Raw genomic sequence first — 21,076 nt, forward strand, 5'->3', positions numbered from 1 at the left:
AATTTTGATCACTAAGAGAGTATGCACGATGAAGGAAAAAAAAGTAAGCAATTTATCTAATGAAAATCTGTCGGAAGAGCGTCTTCTACAAAAGGAAGAAAAATCTATTTACGAGCAGACATTTGACGCTATATTCCAGAATTATAAAGGGACTTTTACCGCTATATACGATAGGCATCACAATATTGTAACCGATACAAGTCTAAACCAGGAACAAATGATTGTAGAAGCGATTGTAAATATCTCCAATGGAGCATTATCGGCCTTTACTACGGTACTTACATTTGCTAATAACATGAGTGAGGGGGTGATGTTACCCCTGCTTCAAGCCACTAATTTTGCCAAGGGTATCGGTTGTTTACCAGTGTCTAAACAATTGGATCCTGTGTTGAATTTGATTGACATTCACATGGTGAAGATTCCACCCTCCCCAGCGCCAGTTCCCCTTCCACACCCCTTTATGGGGCTATCTTTTAACGCCAAAGACTTTCTTGCTTTAGCAGCTATGAAGGTATGTGTACTGGGTGTTGATGCTTTTAAAAAGGGAACAGATTATTTGGTGGACCAAGACTTGATATCGGAAAAGGATGCGGAGGTGACTAATGATGTAGTTGGTACGGTTAGCAGTTTTGCCCGTATGTTTATATTGCGTCTTGGAGCAACGGTAAAAGTGGGGCATGTTTTGCCGCGAACAGTTGCTGGCACTAGTATACGTTGTTTTCAACATGCACCTGCGGGTGGAGGATTTCATCCCGTTGCGGAAAAAACCATCATGAAAAATAAAGGGCATTCCTGGCTTGGGAGTATGTTTGTTTTGGCGGATAATGCTCCCTTAGTAGGCTCTATTGCCCATCTACAAAATGCGTGTTCCGATATTGGAATGACTTCTATTCACGATGCCAGCGGCCCTGCTGATCCCGAAAATGGAGTAAAAGCAAAACTATACGTGCCAACAGGGATTATCATTCCAATTCCCTTAACTCGTCTTGTCTTGACTAATCCCGTTCCTTCACCTATTAATCCACTGCAAGCCCCTAGATTTCTCTTGCGTGCTGGATTTAATAAATTAAAGCTTAAACGCGCAAAACAAGTAGCAAAAAACCAAGACAACGGAAAACCTTGTAGCAGCTTCTCGCGCGCGTTAAATAAAGTGAATAAAAAGCTGTTTAAACACAAGTACACCCAAGGCGTATACAACAAAGTTGACAAGCGTATAAAAACCTATGTCGGACATCCTATTGACGTAGCAGGAGGTGATCTATTCACGGATAATCTTGATTTTTCATTTACAGGATTGATTCCCTTGTCTTTTAGGCGCGTTTGGTATAGCGATAGTGATTACTGTGGTCCCTTGGGTCATGGTTGGCACCACAGCTACGATTGGGCTTTGTTTGTCAACCAAGACTATCGACGTGCACAAGTGAGGGTAGGGGATGGTCGCCTGATTAACTTTGATCATATTCCGACTCGGGAATTTCCAACGGCGCGCTATCATCGTTCTGAAAAAAATTGGCTGTGTTTTCACCCAGATGGGTATTACTACATTCAAAAGCAAACGGGAGAAATGTATCTGTTTCAGACAACTTCCCTAGCCGCTAAACAAGAGGCCCATTTACTAAGTTCGATTTGTACTAGAGAAGGGTTTGCCATTCGATTTTCCTATGATTCCTATGGTACATTGACCCATATCTTAGATTCAGTGGGTCGAGGGTATCGAATCGAAAGTGATACACAAGGACGATTGACCAAGGTGTGGACAGATGCACCCGAACTAGGTATGGCAGAAGTGTGTATTAGTGAATATGTTTATGACACCCAAGGCAATCTGATTGTGCATTATGACGAGATCCGCCAACCTCTACAAATGAAGTACAAAAATCACCTACTTGTAGAAGAAATTTGGCGCAATGGACACCGGTGGTTTTTTAAATACGAGGGAAAAAATACAGGGGCTCGTTGCACGGAATCTTGGGGAGATGGCGGTATTCATCACATGATCTTAACCTACTATCAAGGGGAAACCCATGTTGTTGATGGCGAAGGGAATAAGACGATTTACAAGCATCGAAATCACGTGGTGTACGAGACGATTGATCCCAAGGGTGCAGTGTGGAAGAAATTCTTCAACAAATACAATGAGTTAGAGCGTAGCATGGACCCTTTGGGTCATGTGCAAAACCAAATTCGCGATCAGCTGGGCAATTTGGTGCAGTTGATTGAACCCGATGGACAATTTACCCAACTGATGTACGAGGATGCGGATTTTCCTTATTTGCCAACTGAAGTGATTGATTCCCGTGGTGGAAAGTGGAGGTTTACTTATGATGCTGGAGGACGACTTCGCCAAAAATGCCATCCACTAGGGGCAAAAACCAATTTTTCCTATAACAAAGACGGACTACTTTCGGTAATTAGCAATGGGTTAGGAGTTCGTATGATGCTTGAATACGACGAGCAGTACAACGTGGTAGCCATGGTTAGTACTACAGGAGAAAGAACGCAATATCAATACGATTTGTGGAATCGCTGTACCCATAGTATGGATCCAAAAGGTGGATTGCGAAAACGAGTATTAGATTACTTAGGAAGGACCTTAGTGGTTTATGAATTAGATGGCAATGTCATTCAGTTGCAATACGACGCCTTGGACAATGTGATTCACTTTGAAGATCACCATCGCAACATTTACTATCAGTATAAGGGCATGCACAAGCTGATTAGCAAAAGTGAGGCCGGTCAATGTGTTCGTTACTACTACGATTCAAATGAACGACTGCGCAGTATTCAAAATGAAGAAGGACAACGGTATCACTTTGAATTGGATGCCGTGGGGCAGGTCATTCGCGAGCGAGGATTTGATGGATTAGAGAAGCAGTACAAGCGCAATGCAGTGGGTTGGATCACGGAAGAACGAAGTGTGAATCGCTGGAAAACCTATGAACACGATGAAATGGGACGTGTCATACAGGTGACTTACAGCGATGCAACAAGTGAAACCTTTGTCTATGAATTTGGTGCTTTACGCCAAGCGATCAATGAAACGGGTGTTTTAGATCTAAGCTATAACAGAGAGGGTCAGGTAATTAAGGAGTATTTTAACGGGCATCAGATTGAAAATACCTATGATATTTATGGACGTCGCATAGGGGTAAGCAGTAGTTTAGGGGCCAAATTGGAGTATCAGTTTGACGCGTGGAGCAATTGTATTGAAAGCGAATTCAACGATTGGCGTGTTACACAAACCTATGATGCTTTCGGTATGGAAGTAACCAGAGCCTACACAGGAGGCATACAGCAAGCGTGGTCATACGATTCAATGGGGCAATTGCTAACCTTAGGCGTCAATAAACAACAAAAAAACGGCGTTAGAGTTCCTCATTTTTACCGACAGTACGTCTGGGAAGAAGGAGGTATGCTACGTCAATTTATGGACCAAGGACAGAAATTAACCCAGTACAAACGCGATCCAAGAGGATTTTTACAACAGGTTGTTTATGAGGGGAATGAAAAAGAAGAGCGCGGAGTGGATGCCAGTGGAAATCTATATCAACAGTTGGGATGTAAGGATCGAATATATACTAAAAATCGCTTAATTGAAACGAAAACGGCAAGGTATACGTATGATAAAGCAGGATATCTCATTGAAAAGATAGAGAAGCTAACAGGTAAAAAGTGGACGTATGCCTGGAATGGTGCAGGTATGTTGAGCCAAGTGGTACGACCAGATGGAGAAGCCGTAATCTTTAAGTACGATGCTTTGGGTAGACGGGTGAGCAAGCGCTATAAAAGTGCGACGACCCATTATGTGTGGCAAGGGAATGTCATCTTGCATGAGTACAAAACTTTCGATGCTAGAGTAACTACAGCTAACGATATCATTACTTGGGTGTTTGAGGAAGATAGCTTTACGCCTATGGCAAAGATCAAAGGCAACAAGCGATACAGCTTGGTGAGTGATCATTTGGGAACACCAATCCGCGCCTATACAGACACGGGAGATAAGGTCTGGGAACGCGAACTCGATAGCTTTGGAAATGCGCGTATGACTGTTGGGGATGCCGGATTTTGTAACTACCTTTATCCTGGACAGCTCCAAGATATAGAGACGGGTTTAGCCTATAACCGCTTTCGATACTATGATCCGAGCGTAGGTAATTACATCAGCCAGGATCCTATTGGCCTTGCTGGTGGAAACCCAACGTTGTATGGGTATGTACCGGATCCAACGATTTGGTTGGATGTTTTTGGATTAATCCTTGTATATAGGGCTTTAAATGACAAGCAGGAGCCTTTTGTACGTAATAGACAAGATGTTTATCCAGATAAAGTAAATGGTACTGCCACTATACAACAACATATAGATAATGGTTCTTGGGAAACACAGTTTATATCTACAACAAAAAGTTTAAAAACAGCTAAACGATACGCTGATCCTAAGCCATGGAGAGGAAAAATGCATACTAGTACAATTATTGAGATCAATACTGATTTGTTAGGAAATTCGAGGTTTATAGATGTATCTAATGGAGTTGATCCATCTACAGGTAAAGATTTGCTAAAACCAGCATGGAAATATGCTCAAAAAGATCAAGAAGTTTTAATATCTGGAAAAATTCCAAGAGAATCATATCGAATTGTTGGTTATAATAGAAATAGAAACTAATGGAAAACTATAAAAAAACGCTATATCGCATAGAGAAAGAGTGGGCAGATTTTATGAAAAGTGAACGCTTTTTTGATGAAGAGGAAAATAGAATGGAAAAGATGAAAATCAAGAAATTGATTGTGCAAGTTTGGGAGGATAAATCCCTGTCCAAAGTGAGTAAAAATCAACTCATTGAAAATAGTATTCGAGTGTTAGGTGAACATACGGGATGCGCTGAAGATTTAATGATTTCTGATGAAATTATGAAAGCATTAATGGAAAAGAAAATACTTGATGCGAATATTTATGATGTTTTCTTTTCCAAGTCACCGATGAAGCGCTGGCTGTAATTGAGGAATATGAGATTGAAGTGCTTATTTGTTTATCGGAATGTGCCATGAATATTATAGAAATTATTATGCGCAATTATTACTTTAAGCAGTTATACCCAGAGGGACTACAAGAATTAGCTGTCGTCTCTTTTTCAACTAATTTATCGTATTATACTTTGCGCATCCGTACCTCCATAAAGCCTGCAATAGCGGTTGAAAAATGGGGAAGGTGGCTCATGGACTATGATACAGTCGAAATTGAATTGAGCGATAGTTTTATCAAAGCAGTAAACACCTTTAATTGGACTAATAATACCAAAAAGATTTGTCAAGTAAAGGTACAGCAACTAGAAGGAAATTGGATTCAATTGCGATTTTTTAATGAAGTAGACAACTGGTATCTTGAATTGGTTGTATCTGGATTAGTCTTTCAAAGATGTAGGGTATATGAGAAAGAGGAGGAAGATGATTATACTGAGTAAAATAGTCTTGTAGTAAAGAGCTTGGCATCAGAGAAGAGGGCAAATGGTGTAATTAACTTTAGCTTTTCAACGCAATTCAACCTATATCAAAGGTTGAGGTAGTATCACTTTAAGAAGTGTCGATGTAAGTTCAAGTAAATTGCGGTGAATCCAAGAGTTAAACAAAAGCAAATCGCTGAGGTTTTTGCTTTCTAGACCTTTAACGTTGATTTTAGCGAAAATAAGCGCTTAATTAACACAAAACAGTTCACAGGATATAATTACAGAAAAAATCCTTTATAACGCTTAAAATAAGCGTCAGATGAGGTTTGTACCGATCGTGTAAAAAGAAGATGTTGTAGTGGGGGCTAATTCGTGATGAAGAATCTTAAGTAAAAAACAAACCGATTGGATTGAAGTGGAAGTAGAGGACCGATCCGTCCTAAAGATACACATGAAAAAAGCCTCAAAAGGAATACTCTTGAGGCTTTTTTTTATTGTAGGTGTAGATTAAGATTCACAACTGCTACAGTTTACTAAGTTAGTCACCATTTCTTTAGAAACACTTTGACTTCTTTGGTAGTATAGCGTTTTTACTCCTAATTCCCATGCTTCAATCATTAAGCGGTTTACGTCTTTAATTGGAAGAGAAGACGGAATGTTTAAGTTCAAACTTTGTGCTTGATCCACGTATTTTTGTCTGATCGCAGCTTGTTGAATAATTTCCAATTGGCTGATTTCTTTGAATGTTTTGAATACCGCTTTTTCTTCTTCTGTTAAGCCTTCTAATTGTTGAACACTTCCTCCAGAAAGCATGATATTTCTCCACGTTTCTTCATTGTCCATTCCTTTCGACTCTAATAAAGCCGTTAGGTATTTGTTTTTGCGCATGAAGTTTCCTTTCGATAAGCCCGCTTTGTAATAGTTACTGCTGAACGGTTCAATTCCAGGAGATGTTTGTCCTAAAATAGCAGAAGAAGACGTTGTAGGTGCGATCGCCATTGTCGTCGTATTTCTTCTACCGTATCCTTTTAAAATTTCAGGTTCTCCGTAGATGCGCGCTAATTCTTGAGACGCTTTATCTGCTTTAGCACTGATGTCTTCAAAGATTTTGTTTGTCAACATCTTAGCCTCTAAACCTTCAAAAGGAATCATGTTTTTTTGTAGGTAAGAATGCCATCCTAACACACCTAAACCTAAAGCTCTGTGTCTTTTCGCAAAGCGATTAGCAGAAGCTAAGTAATAGTTTCCTTCCGTTTTTTCGATGAATTCCTGTAATACAGCGTCCAAAAAGAAGATCGCTAATTTAACCGCTTCCGTATCTTTCCACTCGTCGTATAGCTCTAAGTTCATTGACGATAAACAACAGATAAACGATTCATCATCAGAAGAGGGCAACATAATTTCAGAACAAAGGTTACTTGCGTTAATACGCATGTTTAAATCTTTGTACACTTGTGGTTTGTTGCTATTTACGTTGTCAGAGAAGAACAAGTACGGCATTCCTTTTTGCTGTCTGCTTTCCAGTACTTTTGCCCATAATTGTCTTTTTTCCTTGTCTCCGTCAATCATTTCTTTCATCCAATAGTCAGGAATACTCACGCCGTAGAATAAGTTTTGAATTGGATTTCCGATATTTTTAATGTTTAAAAACTCATCACAGTCAGGGTGATCAATATCCAAATAAGCCGCAAATGCACCGCGTCTTACGCCCCCTTGTGAGATGGTGTCCATAGCCGTATCAAAAAGCTTCATAAAGCTTACCGCCCCACTACTTTTACCATTATCTGTAACCGCACTTCCTCTTTCGCGTAAGCCTCCAAAATAACCTGAAGTACCTCCACCGATTTTGGTTTGCATAATCACTTCCCCTAATTTGTGCGTAATTCCTTCAATGCTATCCGGAATATTTACGTTGAAACACGAAATCGGCAAGCCGCGTTCTGTTCCCATATTTGCCCAAATTGGTGAACTTAAACTCATCCACCCACGTTCAATCATCTCTTGAAAAGATTCTTTTAATTCTGGTTTAAATAAGCGCTTTGCAGCTGCCGTCGTAATACGGTCAATAGCTCCTTCAACCGTTTCTCCTTTCAATAAATAACCTCTGTTTAGAATTTGCTCACTTTCGGAGTTTTTCCACCACAGTTTTTCTTGTAGGTTATCATTTTCTTTTACTTCTAGTGGTAATGCGAAATTGTTCATAGTTTTTTTGTGCAATTATAAGGGGTTATTAGAATAAATCTTCAGCGGTTATACTCTTGTCGTGCTTCGTATAATCTACGGGTCTTTTGGCGAAGAAATCGTCTAAACTATTAGCGAATACTTCTTCCTCAAACCAAGCCATCGGTTTATATTGTTCCTGTGTAATATTGTACACTTTCTTCAAGCCAATTTTCAACATGCTCTCATCTACTCTAAATTTCATAAAGTTCAATAAGTCATGTTTATTTACCGTTTCAATCGCGCCTGTTTCGAAAATCCAATCTAAGATTTTCGCTTCGATATCAATTGATGTGCGTACCACATCATTTACGTGATTAATTAATTCTTCATCAAAAAAGTCAGGGTACTCTTCGCGTATGATGTTGATGATATAGATTCCCGCATTGGCGTGAATTTGTTCGTCAACTGAGGTCCATGCGATGATATTGCTCACGTTTTTCATCAAACCTTTGAATCGCGTAAACGACAAGATGATGGCAAACTGACTGAACAAAGATACGTTTTCAATTAATAATGAAAACAAGATAAGCGATACGACGTATTTTTTGCGATCCGTACTGTTATTTGAATTCTCTAATACCGATGACAAATACTCCACGCGCTCTCTGATTACTGGAATAGTCAACAAGGCTTCAAACTCATCGTTATATCCCAATACGTCTAATAAGCGAGAATAGGCTTCCGAATGTCTAAATTCACATTCAGCAAACGTAGCACCTAAACCATTAAACTCCGGTTTTGGGAAGTGTTGAAATAAATTTCCCCAAAATGTTTTTACCGCTACTTCAATTTGTGCAATAGCCAACAAACTGTGCTTGATCGCCAATTGCTCTTCTTTCGACAAATGCGAATGGAAATCTTGTGTATCTGCCGTGAAATCTACTTCACTATGTACCCAAAATGATTTGTTGATCGCTTCCGTGAACTGGTAAATCCCTGGGTATTCGAATGGTTTATAGTTAACTCTTTTATCAAAAATAGACATAGCAATATATTTTTAAATTAATAACAGATGTGCGTTTGGTAATGGCAGTAAACACGGGATGTTTCAGCTAGAAATGTCACTCGGTTTTTGCTTAACTCGCTTGCTTTTACTTCCTTAGAGATAAGGATATCGGTAAAACTCAATAATGCTAAGTTACTATTTAGAACCTATGATGTCAACTTTATTTTAGATTAAGTTATCAAATATTGTTAATAACTTTTTTAAGGCCGTATTTACCTAGATTCGTCGCGGATTGAGACGATAAAGGTTTGTTTATTTTGATATAAATTGTTGAGAAATCAAACTTTTTTTTGGTGGCATTTCCCAAATTAGATGAAAGAATGTGGCAAATAAAAAGAGCATCGATCGGTGAGATGGATGCTCTTTTTGGACTATTTTTGGTTTAGTTTAACTGAGAAACAATTGTTCTCCACGTTTCTAATTCCGGAATACCTGGTTTTCTTTTTCCGAAGAATTGGATGATGATTTCACCCATTTCATTGAATACTTCTACTGCAGTTACGATACCGTCTTCTGTTGGTTTTCGCACAATCCACGTCTGTGCTACTTTGTCCATATCCAAGTGCATGTTGAAATCAGGATCCAAAATGTTATACCAATTCTGGTGCCACATCGTTTTGTTGATTTCACCTGTGTGGATTTGAATATTTCCTCGGTTACCAACGAAAGCCATGATAGGAGTCTTTTCTGCTGCCGCTTGTTCTAATAACGTAATTATAGCCTCTTTTGCAATAGGTTTAGCATAAAACTCACTCGGTGCTAAGCGCAAAGCTTGTGTGCGCGTAACATTGTATTTTTTAAGCAAACTGAAGAAGTTATGCGTGTCTTTTAAACTTTCCCATTCTTGTCTAAATCCTTCAACATCAACTTCTTCGTCTAGTCTTTCATCTAGGTTTTGAATATAGGGTTCTGTTTTACCTGTAAATTCTTGAACGTCTTCTTTATACTTTTCAACTAAAGCGTCAAATGCTGCGGCATTGCTAATGCTTGTCAGGTAAATTTTGTGGATTGCTTCTCCATCTTTGCCAAAGAACTGCAAGCTTTTACGCACAACATTACCCGTTTCTTCTACCACGGCAAAAACGTATTTCCAGTGAGATAAAAAGATGCGCAAATCAATGTCAGGATTAACGAATAAACCTGCATGTGGATTTGAGAAATCAGGATTGCTGTACACCCCTTTGCGCTCGTGTACACATTCGTCATTACGCGTTAAGGCCATTACTTTGCCTAAGGATTCAATTTCACTTAGGATTGCCACCATCTCAGGACGCAACAACGTTGCTGTTTCTCCTAAAGTAGTAGCAAGTAATTCCATCTCACTTGTGTTTAATTCTGCCGCTGCATTGCGAATGCGCAAACGTGGATTTTCTTCCTTTAACTTTGCCCAACGGTCTTTTAATGTTGCTATTTCGGTATTCATTATGATATTAGTTTTAAACTCCAAATATGATTAATGGAGCATTATTAACTGGGTTTTTAGTTACGATACACGGAAATTTATACACCTGAGAAATGGTCTCTTGTGTCAACACTTTTTCCGGAGTATCATACAATACTTTTTCTCCTTTGTTGAGTAAAAGGATGCGATCAGCATATTGCGCTGCAATATTCAAATCGTGGATGACAACAATGGCAGTATTGCCTTGTTTGGTAAAATCTTTAATAAGATCAAGAATTTTGTGCTGATGTAAGACATCTAAGTTATTGAGAGGTTCATCTAAAAACAACAATTTGTTCTCTATAGAATTGTTGAGTTGAGACAACACACGAGCCAAGTGGACGCGTTGTTTTTCACCCCCTGAAAGATGGTTGTATTCCCGGTGTTGAAGCGGGCATACATCAATACACTCCATGCTGTGTTGAATGGCTTTCTTGTCTTCTTCTGAAGGCGTATGCTCAAAATAAGGATAGCGTCCCATCATGACTACATCTTCAACTTGTAATGGAATGTCGGTATTGAATGATTGAGAGAATTTAGCTTTGTGTTTCGGCAATGTTTTTTTACACCATTTAGGATACTCGCACTCCTTTAATAAGATGCGATTGCCCGGTTGGTGTAATTCATCGGCAAGTAGGCTCAAAAAAGTTGATTTACCTGCACCATTAGGCCCTAGTACAGCAATAAACTCCCCGTTATTACAACTAAAATCGATGTTGTTAATAAGGAAAGTATCTTTTGCTTTAAAACTAACTTTTAGTGCTTCAATCATGTTACAGTGATTTTTTGAATTTAATTAAAATGGCGATAAAAACGGGAGCTCCCATGATAGCGGTTAAGATTCCTATGGGAACCTCCGTCGGGGGAACTAACGTTCGACTAACCCCATCTGCCAGGAGTAATAAAATACCACCAGCTAGTATGGATAAGGGCAGGATAAAATAGTAGTTGGACTTGAATATTAAACGCAAAATATACGGTACTACCAAGCCAACAAACCCAATCGTTCCCGTAAAGGCAACAATCGTCCCGACCATTAGCGCAGAAAATAAGATAATTCTCTTTTTAATACGCTCAACTGTTATGCCCAAATGATTGGCGTCTCTTTCGCCTAACATCATGGCATTTAGTGCTTTACCTAAATTTAGTAAATAAAATAGAGATACGCCAATTACGACGGTTAAAATCCCTATTTTGGTCCAAGTGGCACCAGCTAAACTACCTAAAGTCCAGAACGTTAGGTTTCTCAACTCTTCATCGTTTGAAATAAAGGTCAACAAACCAGTAATCGAACCCGATAAAGCGGTGATGGCAACCCCTGATAACAAGAGAATACTGATATTGGTTTTACCGCCAACAGTGGACATTTTGTACACAAAACTCATCGTTAAGATCGCTCCAAAAAAGCTCATGATACTCAAAAGCGAATAGTGAAGAACCTCAGGGATGAAGGGTTTAATAAAAGCGCCTAATACTATGGTTATGGAAGCAAATAAAACGGATCCAGAGGTGATTCCAATCAAATCAGGAGACGCTAAAGGATTCTTAAACATTCCTTGCAACGCTGTTCCTGATAAGGCTAAACCACCCCCTGCTAAAATAGCCATGATAATTCGAGGCAATCGTACATGTGTTATGACATATTGATCGCTCGGATTTACCTTTTCAGGATGAAAAAGTAAATTTATAATGGTGTTTAGACTACTATCCTCAAAGTTATACACTCCTAAAAAAATAGACACAACAGCAATTCCCAATAAGACAATGCTTAAAGTGACTATATAAAAAGAGAGTCTTTTCTGCATATTCGTTTCCTTATTCTGATAACTGTTGATTTAATTGGGTAACAGCTTGACCAATACGCGGTGTAAAGCCAGTTAACAACAAGCCATCCATTGCGATGATTTTCTTGTTTTTACCTGCATTTGTACGGTCTAATCCTTCGATTTTTAACACGCCTTCTACTCCACCCATACTTTGTAATCCTGTGTCAAACATCAAGATGTAATCAGGGTTGCTGTTTAATAAAGCTTCCGGAGTAAGTGGTTTGAAATCTTCGAATCCAGTTACTGCATTTTGTCCTCCTGCTAATTCAATAATGCTTTGCATTGGTGTTTTATCTCCTGCTACAAATAAGTTAGCCGCACCTCTTGCATAGATGAAAAGAACTTTAGGTTTGTTTTCTAAGGTTTTTACTTGTGCTTGTTCTTGATCAATTTTAGCTACTAGGCCTTCGTAATCAGTAAGATTTAAACTCGTAGCGATGTCTTTGATTAAGGCTTTCGTTCCTTCAACTGAATACACCTGATCAATCACCACTATTTTGATGTTAGCATCTTCTAACTGCTTCTTCAAATTTTCGTTTAAATCTTTCTTCGCAATGTATACAATTGTTGGTTTCAACGCTAGAAGAGCCTCAATATTGATTTTATTTACGTGCTCTAATTGTGTTGCTGTTGTATTCATATCTGTTGGATAGGTACTTGTAACATCGATTCCCACGATATTATTGCGTTGACCTAAATCAACTAAAGTTTCTGTAATGGCCCCGTTTAAGGAAACAATACGTTCGTTCGAAGTTGTTACTTCTGTGTTAGTTGTTTCTACAGCTTTCTCTTCTTTGCTGTTTTTACACGCGATTACTGATAACGCGACTAGGACTACAAGGGCAGTTCTTTTCATACCGGATTCTTATTTTAATTAAATCTGAATAGAGGCAAAAATAGGGTTTTTTACACTCAAACAAAATATATTAAGATTAATTTTAAATTATAGCTAAAGTCGTGGTAGCCTGAGGATATGTTAAAAAAATCGAAATACAAATTGACAAAAAGTGCAACGGTTAAAGGGAGATTGAAAAAGAGCAGAATATATGAGGCGTGCTTTTGTCATTCTGACAAAAATTCAGGCGAAATGAATTGCTTTTTTGCAGTATATTTGCTGTATTAAAAAAGTAACTATGAAAAAAATTTTATTTACAGCAGCCGTAGCATTTATGGGAATGACAACGGCTCAAGCGCAATTAGGTAAATTAAGCGGAAAAAAAATCGACGCTATTACAACTGCGGTTTCTGCATTTACTGTATCAGATGCTGAAATTAAGCAATCGGCACAAGAAGCAATCAAGTGGATGGATGAAAACAATCCGATTTGCGAGCTAAATTCTAAGCAAAAAGACATGCGTGAGTATGCTGAGCGATTAGAGCGTATTTTTGGGCCATATAAGAACTACGATGGCTTAAATTTAAACTACAAAGTGTATTATGTAACGGATATCAATGCCTTTGCTTGTGCTGATGGAAGTATCCGTGTATTCTCTTCCTTGATGGACATCATGACAGATGACGAATTATTAGCGATAATCGGCCATGAGATCGGACACGTGAAATTAGAGCACACCAAAAATGCCTATAAGCAAATTTTATTAGCAGAAGCAGCAACAAAGTATGTAGGTTCTACTAAAGGAACTGTGGCAGACCTGATGAATTCGGATTTAGGAGGGATGTCAGAAAAATTGATGGGAGCTTCTTTCTCGCGTAAACAAGAAACGGATTCAGATGATTATTCGTACAAGTTTTTAGTGGCGAATGGGAAAGATCCACAAGCTTTGGCTGATGGATTCCAAAAATTCGCTGACATGGAAAAAGAATACGGAGCAGACAAATCATTAGGAGCTAAAATTTCAGCTAGTCACCCAGACAGTGAAAAACGCGTAAAACGCGTAGAAGAAAAAATTAAAAAAGACGCAAAAAAATAGTCTTTTCTGCATAAGAAAGTAAAAAAGAGTGCTCCATAAGGGCACTCTTTTTTTTTTTGGCTTTACGATTAGTCTTAAACGGAATAACTGTAGGTTGACTACATAATACAAGCGTTCTGCCTCCATAGTGCGTCTATTAAAAAAGGCCATTTTAATAGACGCACTATGGACTTATAATGGACTCACTATGGACGCATGTCCTATAAAAACTAGGCGAATTTGTTTAAAGTATACGAGGTGAAAAAGCGATAGACAAGGGGAAGAGGACGCTATCTTTTGTGAAGAAAAAGCTAAATATTAAATTAAAAGCTAAAATCCTTAGGTGTTGCATTTAAGGTATTTAGCCGTAGAGTTTCTACTTTTCCTCTTTTAGAAGTAAAAGGTATAGGGTGTTTTAGTAAATAATACAGCTATTTTTTAATAAATGCAGTATTGTATTGCGAATAGATTGTTTTCTGCAAACAAATGGGATTCACTATCTTTGTCTATAATTTTGATTAAAAAAGACAGATTATGTTCGATATAAAAGCAGTTAGAGATGATTTTCCAATCTTGCAACAACAAGTAAATGGAAAGCCTTTGGTGTATTTTGATAATGCTGCTACAGCTCAAAAACCCAAAGTGGTTGAAGAAGCAATCAAAAACTATTACGAGACGATTAATGCGAATATTCACCGCGGTGTTCATACGTTGAGTCAATTGGCTACTGATGCATACGAAGAATCGAGAAAAAAAGTGCAACAACACCTCAATGCCAAAGAAGATCGAGAAATTATTTTTACACCAGGAACGACATTTGGCATCAACTTAGTGGCTCATGGCTTCGGTGCTTTGTTAAAGGAGGGCGATGAAGTTTTGATTTCTGCGATGGAACACCATTCGAATATCGTGCCTTGGCAGTTCGCTTGCGAGCGTTCTGGCGCTACGCTCAAGGTCATTCCAATGAACAAAAAAGGCGAATTGATTCAGGAAGAATTTGACGCCTTGTTAAGCCCCAATACGAAAGTATTGGCTATTACGCATATATCGAATGCCTTGGGAACAATCAACCCGATTAAGGAGATGATTGCCAAAGCACATGCTGTCGGGGCCGCAGTTTTAATTGATGGAGCTCAAGCAACACCGCATATTAAACCCGATGTACAACAGCTCGATTGTGATTTTTACGTTTTTTCTGGACATAAGATCTGTGGGCCAACAGGAACTGGAGTTTTGTATGGTAAAGAAGCGTGGTTGAACAAATTGCCTCCTTATCAAGGCGGTGGGGAAATGATCAAAACGGTGACCTTCGAAAAAACGACCTATGCGTGTTTGCCTCATAAATTCGAAGCGGGAACACCTAACATCGCAGGCGGTATCGTTCTGGGTCATGCACTTGATTACTTGAACAACTTAGGTTTTGACAATATTCAAGCCTATGAACATGAGTTGTTGAAGTATGGAACACAACGCTTACTCGAAATTGAAGGCCTTTACATCGTGGGGACTGCAGCTGATAAAACTTCAGTTATTTCCTTTAATCTAGAGGGTTTACACCCTTATGATGTAGGGGTAATTGTCGATAAACTTGGCGTTGCCGTGCGAACAGGACATCACTGTACGCAACCTATAATGGATTTCTTTGGTATCCCGGGTACCATTAGAGCTTCATTTAGTTTTTACAATACAAAAGAAGAAATTGACATCTTGGTGGAAGCCGTTAAAAAAGCCAAGCAAATGCTGTCATAAAGCAAATTGAAATAAGAAAAATATGACGATAAGAGAAGCACAAGAAGAGATAATAGATGAATTCTCTATGTTTGAGGATTGGATGCAACGCTATGAGTATATCATTGAATTAGGAAAAACACTTCCGATTATCGATGCACAATACCAAGTAGAGGAAAACTTAATCAAAGGTTGTCAATCCCAAGTGTGGCTGCACGCTGAAAATATAGAAGGTAATATTGTATTTACAGCCAATAGTGATGCCATTCTTACCAAGGGAATTATTGCTATTTTAATTCGTGTTTTTTCCAATCAACATCCAAAAGACATCGTAGAAGCCGATTTGTCTTTTATTGACGAAATTGGATTGAAAGAACATTTATCACCCACACGCGCAAATGGATTGGTTTCTATGATCAAACAAATTCGCATGTACGCTTTGGCGTTTCAAGCCAAGTAATTTTTAATTAAAAGAAAGAGTTTTAGTATGGAAGAAATAGACGTACAACAATTAGGAGAGAATATTGTTAAAATGTTGAAAACAATTTACGATCCAGAAATTCCAGTTGATATTTATGAATTGGGATTGATTTACGACGTATTTGTCAATGAAACAAATGACGTGAAGATTTTAATGACTTTAACTTCGCCTAACTGCCCTGTAGCTGAGACCTTGCCAATGGAAGTAGAAGAAAAAGTGAAGTCTATCGACCAGGTGAATAACGTGGAGGTGGAATTGACATTTGAACCTACTTGGTCTAAAGATTTGATGAGTGAAGAAGCACAATTAGAGTTGGGATTGCTATAATATGGAAGGAGAAATTGTAAATAAAGTTGCCAATAGCGCACTAGTAGTTTTCGATTTGGAGGATTTATATCCCGAAAATCCAAGGATGGAAATCGACATTACTCAATGGTTGTACGAAGGCTTAGTGTTAAGAGAAAAAGACTTTAGAGCGGCGTTAAAAGAAGTAGATTGGAGTCGTTATCAAGATGCTTATGTCGGTTTGTTTTGTTCGACAGATGCTATCTTACCTGGATGGGCTTATATGTTGTTAACTAGTTATTTACAACCTTTTGCGACCCGTATCTTCTTAGGAGATAAACACCATTTAGAACAGTCGATTTATCAGGAGTTACTATTTTCGATTGACTACAGTCAATACCAGGATTTACCTGTAATTATTAAGGGCTGCTCAAAGAAGGAAATTCCCGACGAAGCTTATGTCTTAGTTACTCAGTTAATGATGAATACGGCTCGTTCCGTCATGTTCGGTGAGGCTTGTTCTGCAGTTCCAGTTTACAAACGTTTAGCAAAAAAGTAATTTATTTTTGTCTTTTTCAACCTTTATTGTTATTTTCGTGTTAAAATAACAGTATTATGAGAAAAATTTTGCTTAGCATTGCTGCTGTGTTTATGTTGTATTCCGCACAAGCTCAGGAAGCTGAAGGAACGGAAGTTCAAAAAAAATGGACTTCTAAAGGGAATTTTGCCCTAATCGCAAATCAGTCGAGTTTTTCAAATTGGCAAGCAGGAGGGGATAATAACCTTGCTGGAAACGTGAACTTGAATTACGATTTGAATTACAAACAAGACGATTGGACTTGGGATAACAAATTTCAAGTAAGTTATGGTTTAACCAAATTGAAAGGGGAAAAAGAAAAGAAAACGGATGACCGTTTAGAAATTACCTCTTTACTTGGTAAACAAATGACAGACAAGTGGTATTACTCATTATTCATGAACTTTAAAACACAGATGGATTCTGGATGGGATAAAGACGGGAATAAAAATACACACTTTATGTCTCCAGCTTATTTACAAATTGGACCTGGTTTATTGTGGAAACAAGATGACAACTTAAAAGTGAACATCGCGCCAGCAACTTCTCGTTTTATTATGGTTCATAAGCATTTTACTGAATTCGGTGATGCTTTTGGGGTTGAACAAGGTAAAACAATGGAGTATCAACTGGGTATGGCAGTAAATGGGTACTACAAGTTTAATCCAATGGAAAATGTTTCGATTGAGAACATTTTAAACTTGTACTCTAACTATTTAGACAAACCGCAAAATGTGGTGTTAGATTATCAATTAAACGTGGTGTTGAAAGTGAACAAGTACTTATCTACAAACTTGACTTTCCAAGCGATTTATGATGACAAAGCATACCAAGGTTTCCAATTACGTGAAATGGTTGGTTTAGGAGTAAATTATACTTTTTAATTAAGTATACAGCATAAAAAAGCTCGAGCATTGCTCGAGCTTTTTTTATTACAACAGCTGCAGGTTTTGCTGTTCCGCTTGTTTTCTTACTTCTTCTGGCCATAGACTGACCTGCACTTCGCCAATATGTCTTTTTCTCAACAAGAACATACACAGGCGTGATTGTCCAATGCCACCGCCAATGCTCAAAGGCAGCTGGTCGTTAAGCACAAGTTGATGGTACAACAACTTTGTTCGGTTAGTGGTTTGGGTGAGCTCCAGTTGGTGTTGTAAGGTTGCTTGATCGACGCGTATGCCCATAGAGCTCAGTTCTATCGCTTGCTCTAGTACAGGGTGCCAAACTAATAGATCGCCGTTTAAACCGCGGTATCCGTCCTCCGTAGGCGTACTCCAATCGTCATAGTCGGAGGCTCTACTGTCGTGTGCTTGTCCATCAGACAGCGGATGTCCCACGCCTATTATAAATACAGCTTTGTGTTCTTTTGTTATCGCTTGTTCTCGCTCTTTAGGAGTGAGGGTAGGATAAAGCTGTAAGAGTTGCTCTGCCTGTATAAACGCAAGATGAGTCGGAAGAATCGGCTCTATTTCTACCTGTTGCCAAAGCGTAGTTTCTGTGTCCTTGATGGCCTGGTACACAGTGCGAACTACCGTTTTTAAATAACTTAAACAGCGGTTTGAAGCCGCAATTCTCAGCTCCCAATCCCATTGATCGACATAGATAGAATGAATCGGACTATAGTCTTCCTCCGCGCGAATCGCACGCATATCCGTCAATATTCCTTCGTATAGCGGCAAGACTAAGGCTTGTAAGCGAATTCGCTTCCATTTGGCGAGAGAGTGTACAATTACGGCATTATTCGATAAGAATTTTACAGGAAATGAAACTGCTTTTTCTACGCCATTTAGGTCGTCATTGATTCCCGTGCCTTCACTGACAAGCATGGGAGAAGAGATCGGATACAAATTCAAGTTTTCACTTAGGTTTGTAGCAAAGGTTTGTTTAATTAAAGCAATGGATTTTTCGGTCTGTAAAATGTCGTCTTTACGCATAAATGTACCTGGTATTAAAATTAATAAATAAAAAAAGGCCCCTCGAATGAGGAGCCTTGAAACGTTGAATAAATAATATAAGAATTAGCTTATCCTTGATCCATAGAAATTCCCCTTCGAATAGCAGATGCGATTCAAATTTGAAGAGAAATTAGTATTGATTAAATGTGTGATAAGCATTATAAATTGGCGTTTGATTAACTAAAGAATAAAGATACTATTTTTTATCTTGAAGATACCCTCAAATAAAAGTTAAATTTATTCGTCTTCGTTTTTTTCTTCGTTTTCGATTAAATGGTCAAAATCAGGGTATAAGAAATTGTTGTATGGGAATCGCGTCACGTGGATGTGACGTACCGCTTCGTATACCGTCTTTCTAAACTCCTCGAAGTTTTCCTTGTTTGTAGCAGAGATAAAAATTGCATGGTCAGGACCTACTTTACTCATCCACGTTTTTTTCCACTCGTCAATGCTATAGTGACGCGACGTACGTTCCGTCATCAAATCATCTTCAGCAATCACTTCTGGGTGATAGGCGTCAATTTTGTTGAATACCATGATGGTCGGCTTATCATCACTTTTAATGTCTTTCAATATCTCGTTGACCGAAGCAATGTGATCTTCAAAGTCGTGATGTGAAATATCGACGACGTGCAAAAGTAAATCAGCTTCGCGTACTTCGTCCAACGTACTTTTAAATGACTCCACTAATTGCGTAGGTAATTTGCGTATAAATCCTACAGTATCAGACAGAAGGAAAGGTAAATTGCCAATTACGATTTTGCGAACAGTTGTATCTAAAGTGGCAAATAATTTATTTTCTACAAAGACTTCACTTTTTCCAATGGCATTCATTAAGGTGGATTTTCCCACATTGGTGTACCCTACTAGGGCAACGCGAACCATAGCTCCGCGATTGCTGCGTTGAGAAGCCATTTGCTTGTCAATTACTTTTAATTTTTCTCGCAATAAGGTGATTCTGTCGCGAACAATTCGTCTATCAGTCTCAATTTCTGTTTCTCCAGGTCCACGCATTCCAATCCCCCCACGCTGTCTTTCTAAGTGGGTCCACATTCCCGCTAAACGAGGAAGTAAGTACTGAAACTGGGCGAGTTCTACTTGTGTTCTCGCATAAGACGTTTGAGCGCGTTGAGCAAAAATATCCAAGATTAAATTCGTGCGGTCTAAAACTTTACAATCCAATAACCTAGAGATATTCTTTTGTTGCGCTGGCGATAACTCATCGTCAAATATTACGGTGTGAATGTCGTGTTCAACAATATAATGCTTGATTTCCTCCATCTTTCCCGTTCCCAAGAAGGTCTTTGGATTCGGCTGATCTAATTTTTGACTAAAGCGCTTGTGTACTTCACCACCCGCCGTAATCGTTAAGAACTCAAGTTCATCCAAGTACTCATTTAACTTCGCCTCATCCTGATCTCTATTGATAATACCAACAATGACAGATCTTTCAAAATTTATTTCTTCTCTTTCAATCATATATATATTGTCTATGGTAACAAAATTAGTAAAAAAAAATGGCTTGAATGTTTTTTGGGTGTGTGTTTGTGAATTCTTTGTATTGTTTAATAATTGAGTGTATTTGCTTTATTTTATTTATATAATAGTTAATTAACGAACTTTAATGTAATTTTTTATTTTCAAAATGTTAATAATTATTTAAAAAAAAATCATATGTTTGATGTTACTAAGTTGAAAATGGACAGAGCATATAAAAGTGGATAGACACTTTTGCTTTTTACTGCTTTGTTGGGTTGGCAGACAACGTAAAAATAAGCTAGTTATTTTTGTATATTGGCGCGTTCCACAAACAACTGAATAGCTCTTTTATCGATGGGCTAGGGGATTTGAAGGCAGAAAGAAATGTCAGTTGAAACTTTTCTGGCGGAGATTGGTTTTCTACTTGTATAAACCGTTCTAAAGATAAAGTGAAGGAGTAAGCTGTAGTTGAATGAGTAGGATGAGCAGTTTGTTAGTTAAAAATATTGGACAGCTGCCCAATCAGGGCAAGACAAACCTGAAGATACACGATCTCAAAACTTGTAGATAAGTAGCTGTTACATTGTAATATATGAGGATCAGTTGCTGTAACTTAATTAGTAATAAAACCACCAACTGTGTGAAAATTCACACAGTTGGTTCAATTCTTTGTAAAAAATTAAATCGTATATGAGAAAAATATATTTAACACTAGGTTTACTGA

Annotated in this window: 17 protein-coding genes; 9 read left to right on the top strand and 8 right to left on the bottom strand. The window is 38.3% G+C overall.

Annotated elements, in window-relative coordinates:
• Positions 1 to 28: 28 nt before the first annotated feature.
• The 3 genes from HX062_RS04720 to HX062_RS04730 are packed head-to-tail and all read left to right on the top strand — an operon-like array spanning position 29 to position 5,459.
• Positions 29 to 4,663 (top strand): DUF6531 domain-containing protein, encoded by a 4,635-nt coding sequence (locus tag HX062_RS04720; protein WP_286466590.1) that lies wholly within the window; start codon positions 29 to 31, stop codon positions 4,661 to 4,663.
• Complete coding sequence (locus tag HX062_RS04725; protein ID WP_286466591.1) at positions 4,663 to 4,995, top strand: hypothetical protein; 333 nt, start codon at positions 4,663 to 4,665, stop codon at positions 4,993 to 4,995. Before HX062_RS04720 ends, HX062_RS04725 begins: the two co-directional genes overlap by 1 nt.
• Positions 4,996 to 5,042: 47 nt before the next feature.
• A complete protein-coding gene (locus tag HX062_RS04730; RefSeq protein WP_286466592.1) occupies positions 5,043 to 5,459 on the top strand; it encodes a hypothetical protein in 417 nt (138 codons plus the stop codon).
• 489 nt (positions 5,460 to 5,948) lie between these two features.
• Here the strand turns inward: HX062_RS04730 and HX062_RS04735 are convergent, their stop codons facing one another.
• From HX062_RS04735 to HX062_RS04760, 6 genes are all read right to left on the bottom strand, one after another.
• Positions 5,949 to 7,643: a ribonucleoside-diphosphate reductase subunit alpha gene (locus HX062_RS04735; RefSeq protein WP_182625997.1), complete on the bottom strand. Its 1,695-nt coding sequence runs from the start codon at positions 7,641 to 7,643 to the stop codon at positions 5,949 to 5,951.
• Between the two features lie 28 nt (positions 7,644 to 7,671).
• Positions 7,672 to 8,649 (bottom strand): ribonucleotide-diphosphate reductase subunit beta, encoded by a 978-nt coding sequence (locus HX062_RS04740; RefSeq protein ID WP_182625996.1) that lies wholly within the window; start codon positions 8,647 to 8,649, stop codon positions 7,672 to 7,674.
• A gap of 403 nt (positions 8,650 to 9,052) precedes the next feature.
• Positions 9,053 to 10,093 (bottom strand): hemin-degrading factor, encoded by a 1,041-nt coding sequence (locus HX062_RS04745; protein ID WP_182625995.1) that lies wholly within the window; start codon positions 10,091 to 10,093, stop codon positions 9,053 to 9,055.
• Positions 10,094 to 10,106: 13 nt separating this feature from the next.
• Entirely contained in the window at positions 10,107 to 10,883 is a 777-nt protein-coding gene (locus HX062_RS04750; protein ID WP_182625994.1) for a heme ABC transporter ATP-binding protein, read from the bottom strand.
• Between the two features lies 1 nt (position 10,884).
• Positions 10,885 to 11,916 (bottom strand): FecCD family ABC transporter permease, encoded by a 1,032-nt coding sequence (locus tag HX062_RS04755; protein WP_182625993.1) that lies wholly within the window; start codon positions 11,914 to 11,916, stop codon positions 10,885 to 10,887.
• Between the two features lie 10 nt (positions 11,917 to 11,926).
• Positions 11,927 to 12,793 carry a heme/hemin ABC transporter substrate-binding protein gene (locus tag HX062_RS04760; RefSeq protein ID WP_182625992.1) on the bottom strand — a complete coding sequence of 289 codons (867 nt, stop codon included), beginning with the start codon at positions 12,791 to 12,793 and terminating at the stop codon, positions 11,927 to 11,929.
• Positions 12,794 to 13,070: 277 nt separating this feature from the next.
• Here HX062_RS04760 and HX062_RS04765 point away from each other — a divergent pair, with 277 nt between their 5' ends.
• The 6 genes from HX062_RS04765 to HX062_RS04790 all read left to right on the top strand — a co-directional run bounded on the left by HX062_RS04765 (position 13,071) and on the right by HX062_RS04790 (position 17,802).
• Positions 13,071 to 13,868: a M48 family metallopeptidase gene (locus HX062_RS04765; protein ID WP_182625991.1), complete on the top strand. Its 798-nt coding sequence runs from the start codon at positions 13,071 to 13,073 to the stop codon at positions 13,866 to 13,868.
• A 513-nt stretch (positions 13,869 to 14,381) separates the two neighbouring features.
• Positions 14,382 to 15,596: an aminotransferase class V-fold PLP-dependent enzyme gene (locus tag HX062_RS04770; RefSeq protein WP_286466593.1), complete on the top strand. Its 1,215-nt coding sequence runs from the start codon at positions 14,382 to 14,384 to the stop codon at positions 15,594 to 15,596.
• A gap of 22 nt (positions 15,597 to 15,618) precedes the next feature.
• On the top strand, positions 15,619 to 16,035 hold the full coding sequence (locus tag HX062_RS04775; RefSeq protein ID WP_182625989.1) for a SufE family protein: 417 nt from the start codon (positions 15,619 to 15,621) through the stop codon (positions 16,033 to 16,035).
• 27 nt (positions 16,036 to 16,062) lie between these two features.
• Complete coding sequence (locus HX062_RS04780) at positions 16,063 to 16,383, top strand: iron-sulfur cluster assembly protein (protein ID WP_182625988.1); 321 nt, start codon at positions 16,063 to 16,065, stop codon at positions 16,381 to 16,383.
• A gap of 1 nt (position 16,384) precedes the next feature.
• The gene (locus HX062_RS04785; protein WP_182625987.1) at positions 16,385 to 16,900 is read left to right on the top strand and encodes a DUF2480 family protein; all 516 of its coding nucleotides are present in this window, start codon (positions 16,385 to 16,387) and stop codon (positions 16,898 to 16,900) included.
• A gap of 56 nt (positions 16,901 to 16,956) precedes the next feature.
• Entirely contained in the window at positions 16,957 to 17,802 is an 846-nt protein-coding gene (locus HX062_RS04790; RefSeq protein WP_182625986.1) for a DUF3078 domain-containing protein, read from the top strand.
• Between the two features lie 48 nt (positions 17,803 to 17,850).
• Here the strand turns inward: HX062_RS04790 and asnA are convergent, their stop codons facing one another.
• Entirely contained in the window at positions 17,851 to 18,852 is a 1,002-nt protein-coding gene (asnA, locus tag HX062_RS04795; RefSeq protein WP_286466594.1) for an aspartate--ammonia ligase, read from the bottom strand.
• Positions 18,853 to 19,110: 258 nt separating this feature from the next.
• Positions 19,111 to 20,352, bottom strand: coding sequence for a GTPase HflX (hflX, locus tag HX062_RS04800; RefSeq protein WP_286466595.1), 1,242 nt, complete (start codon positions 20,350 to 20,352; stop codon positions 19,111 to 19,113).
• Positions 20,353 to 21,076 lie beyond the last annotated feature (724 nt).

This window comes from Myroides sp. DF42-4-2 (assembly GCF_030326445.1).
GTDB lineage: Bacteria > Bacteroidota > Bacteroidia > Flavobacteriales > Flavobacteriaceae > Flavobacterium.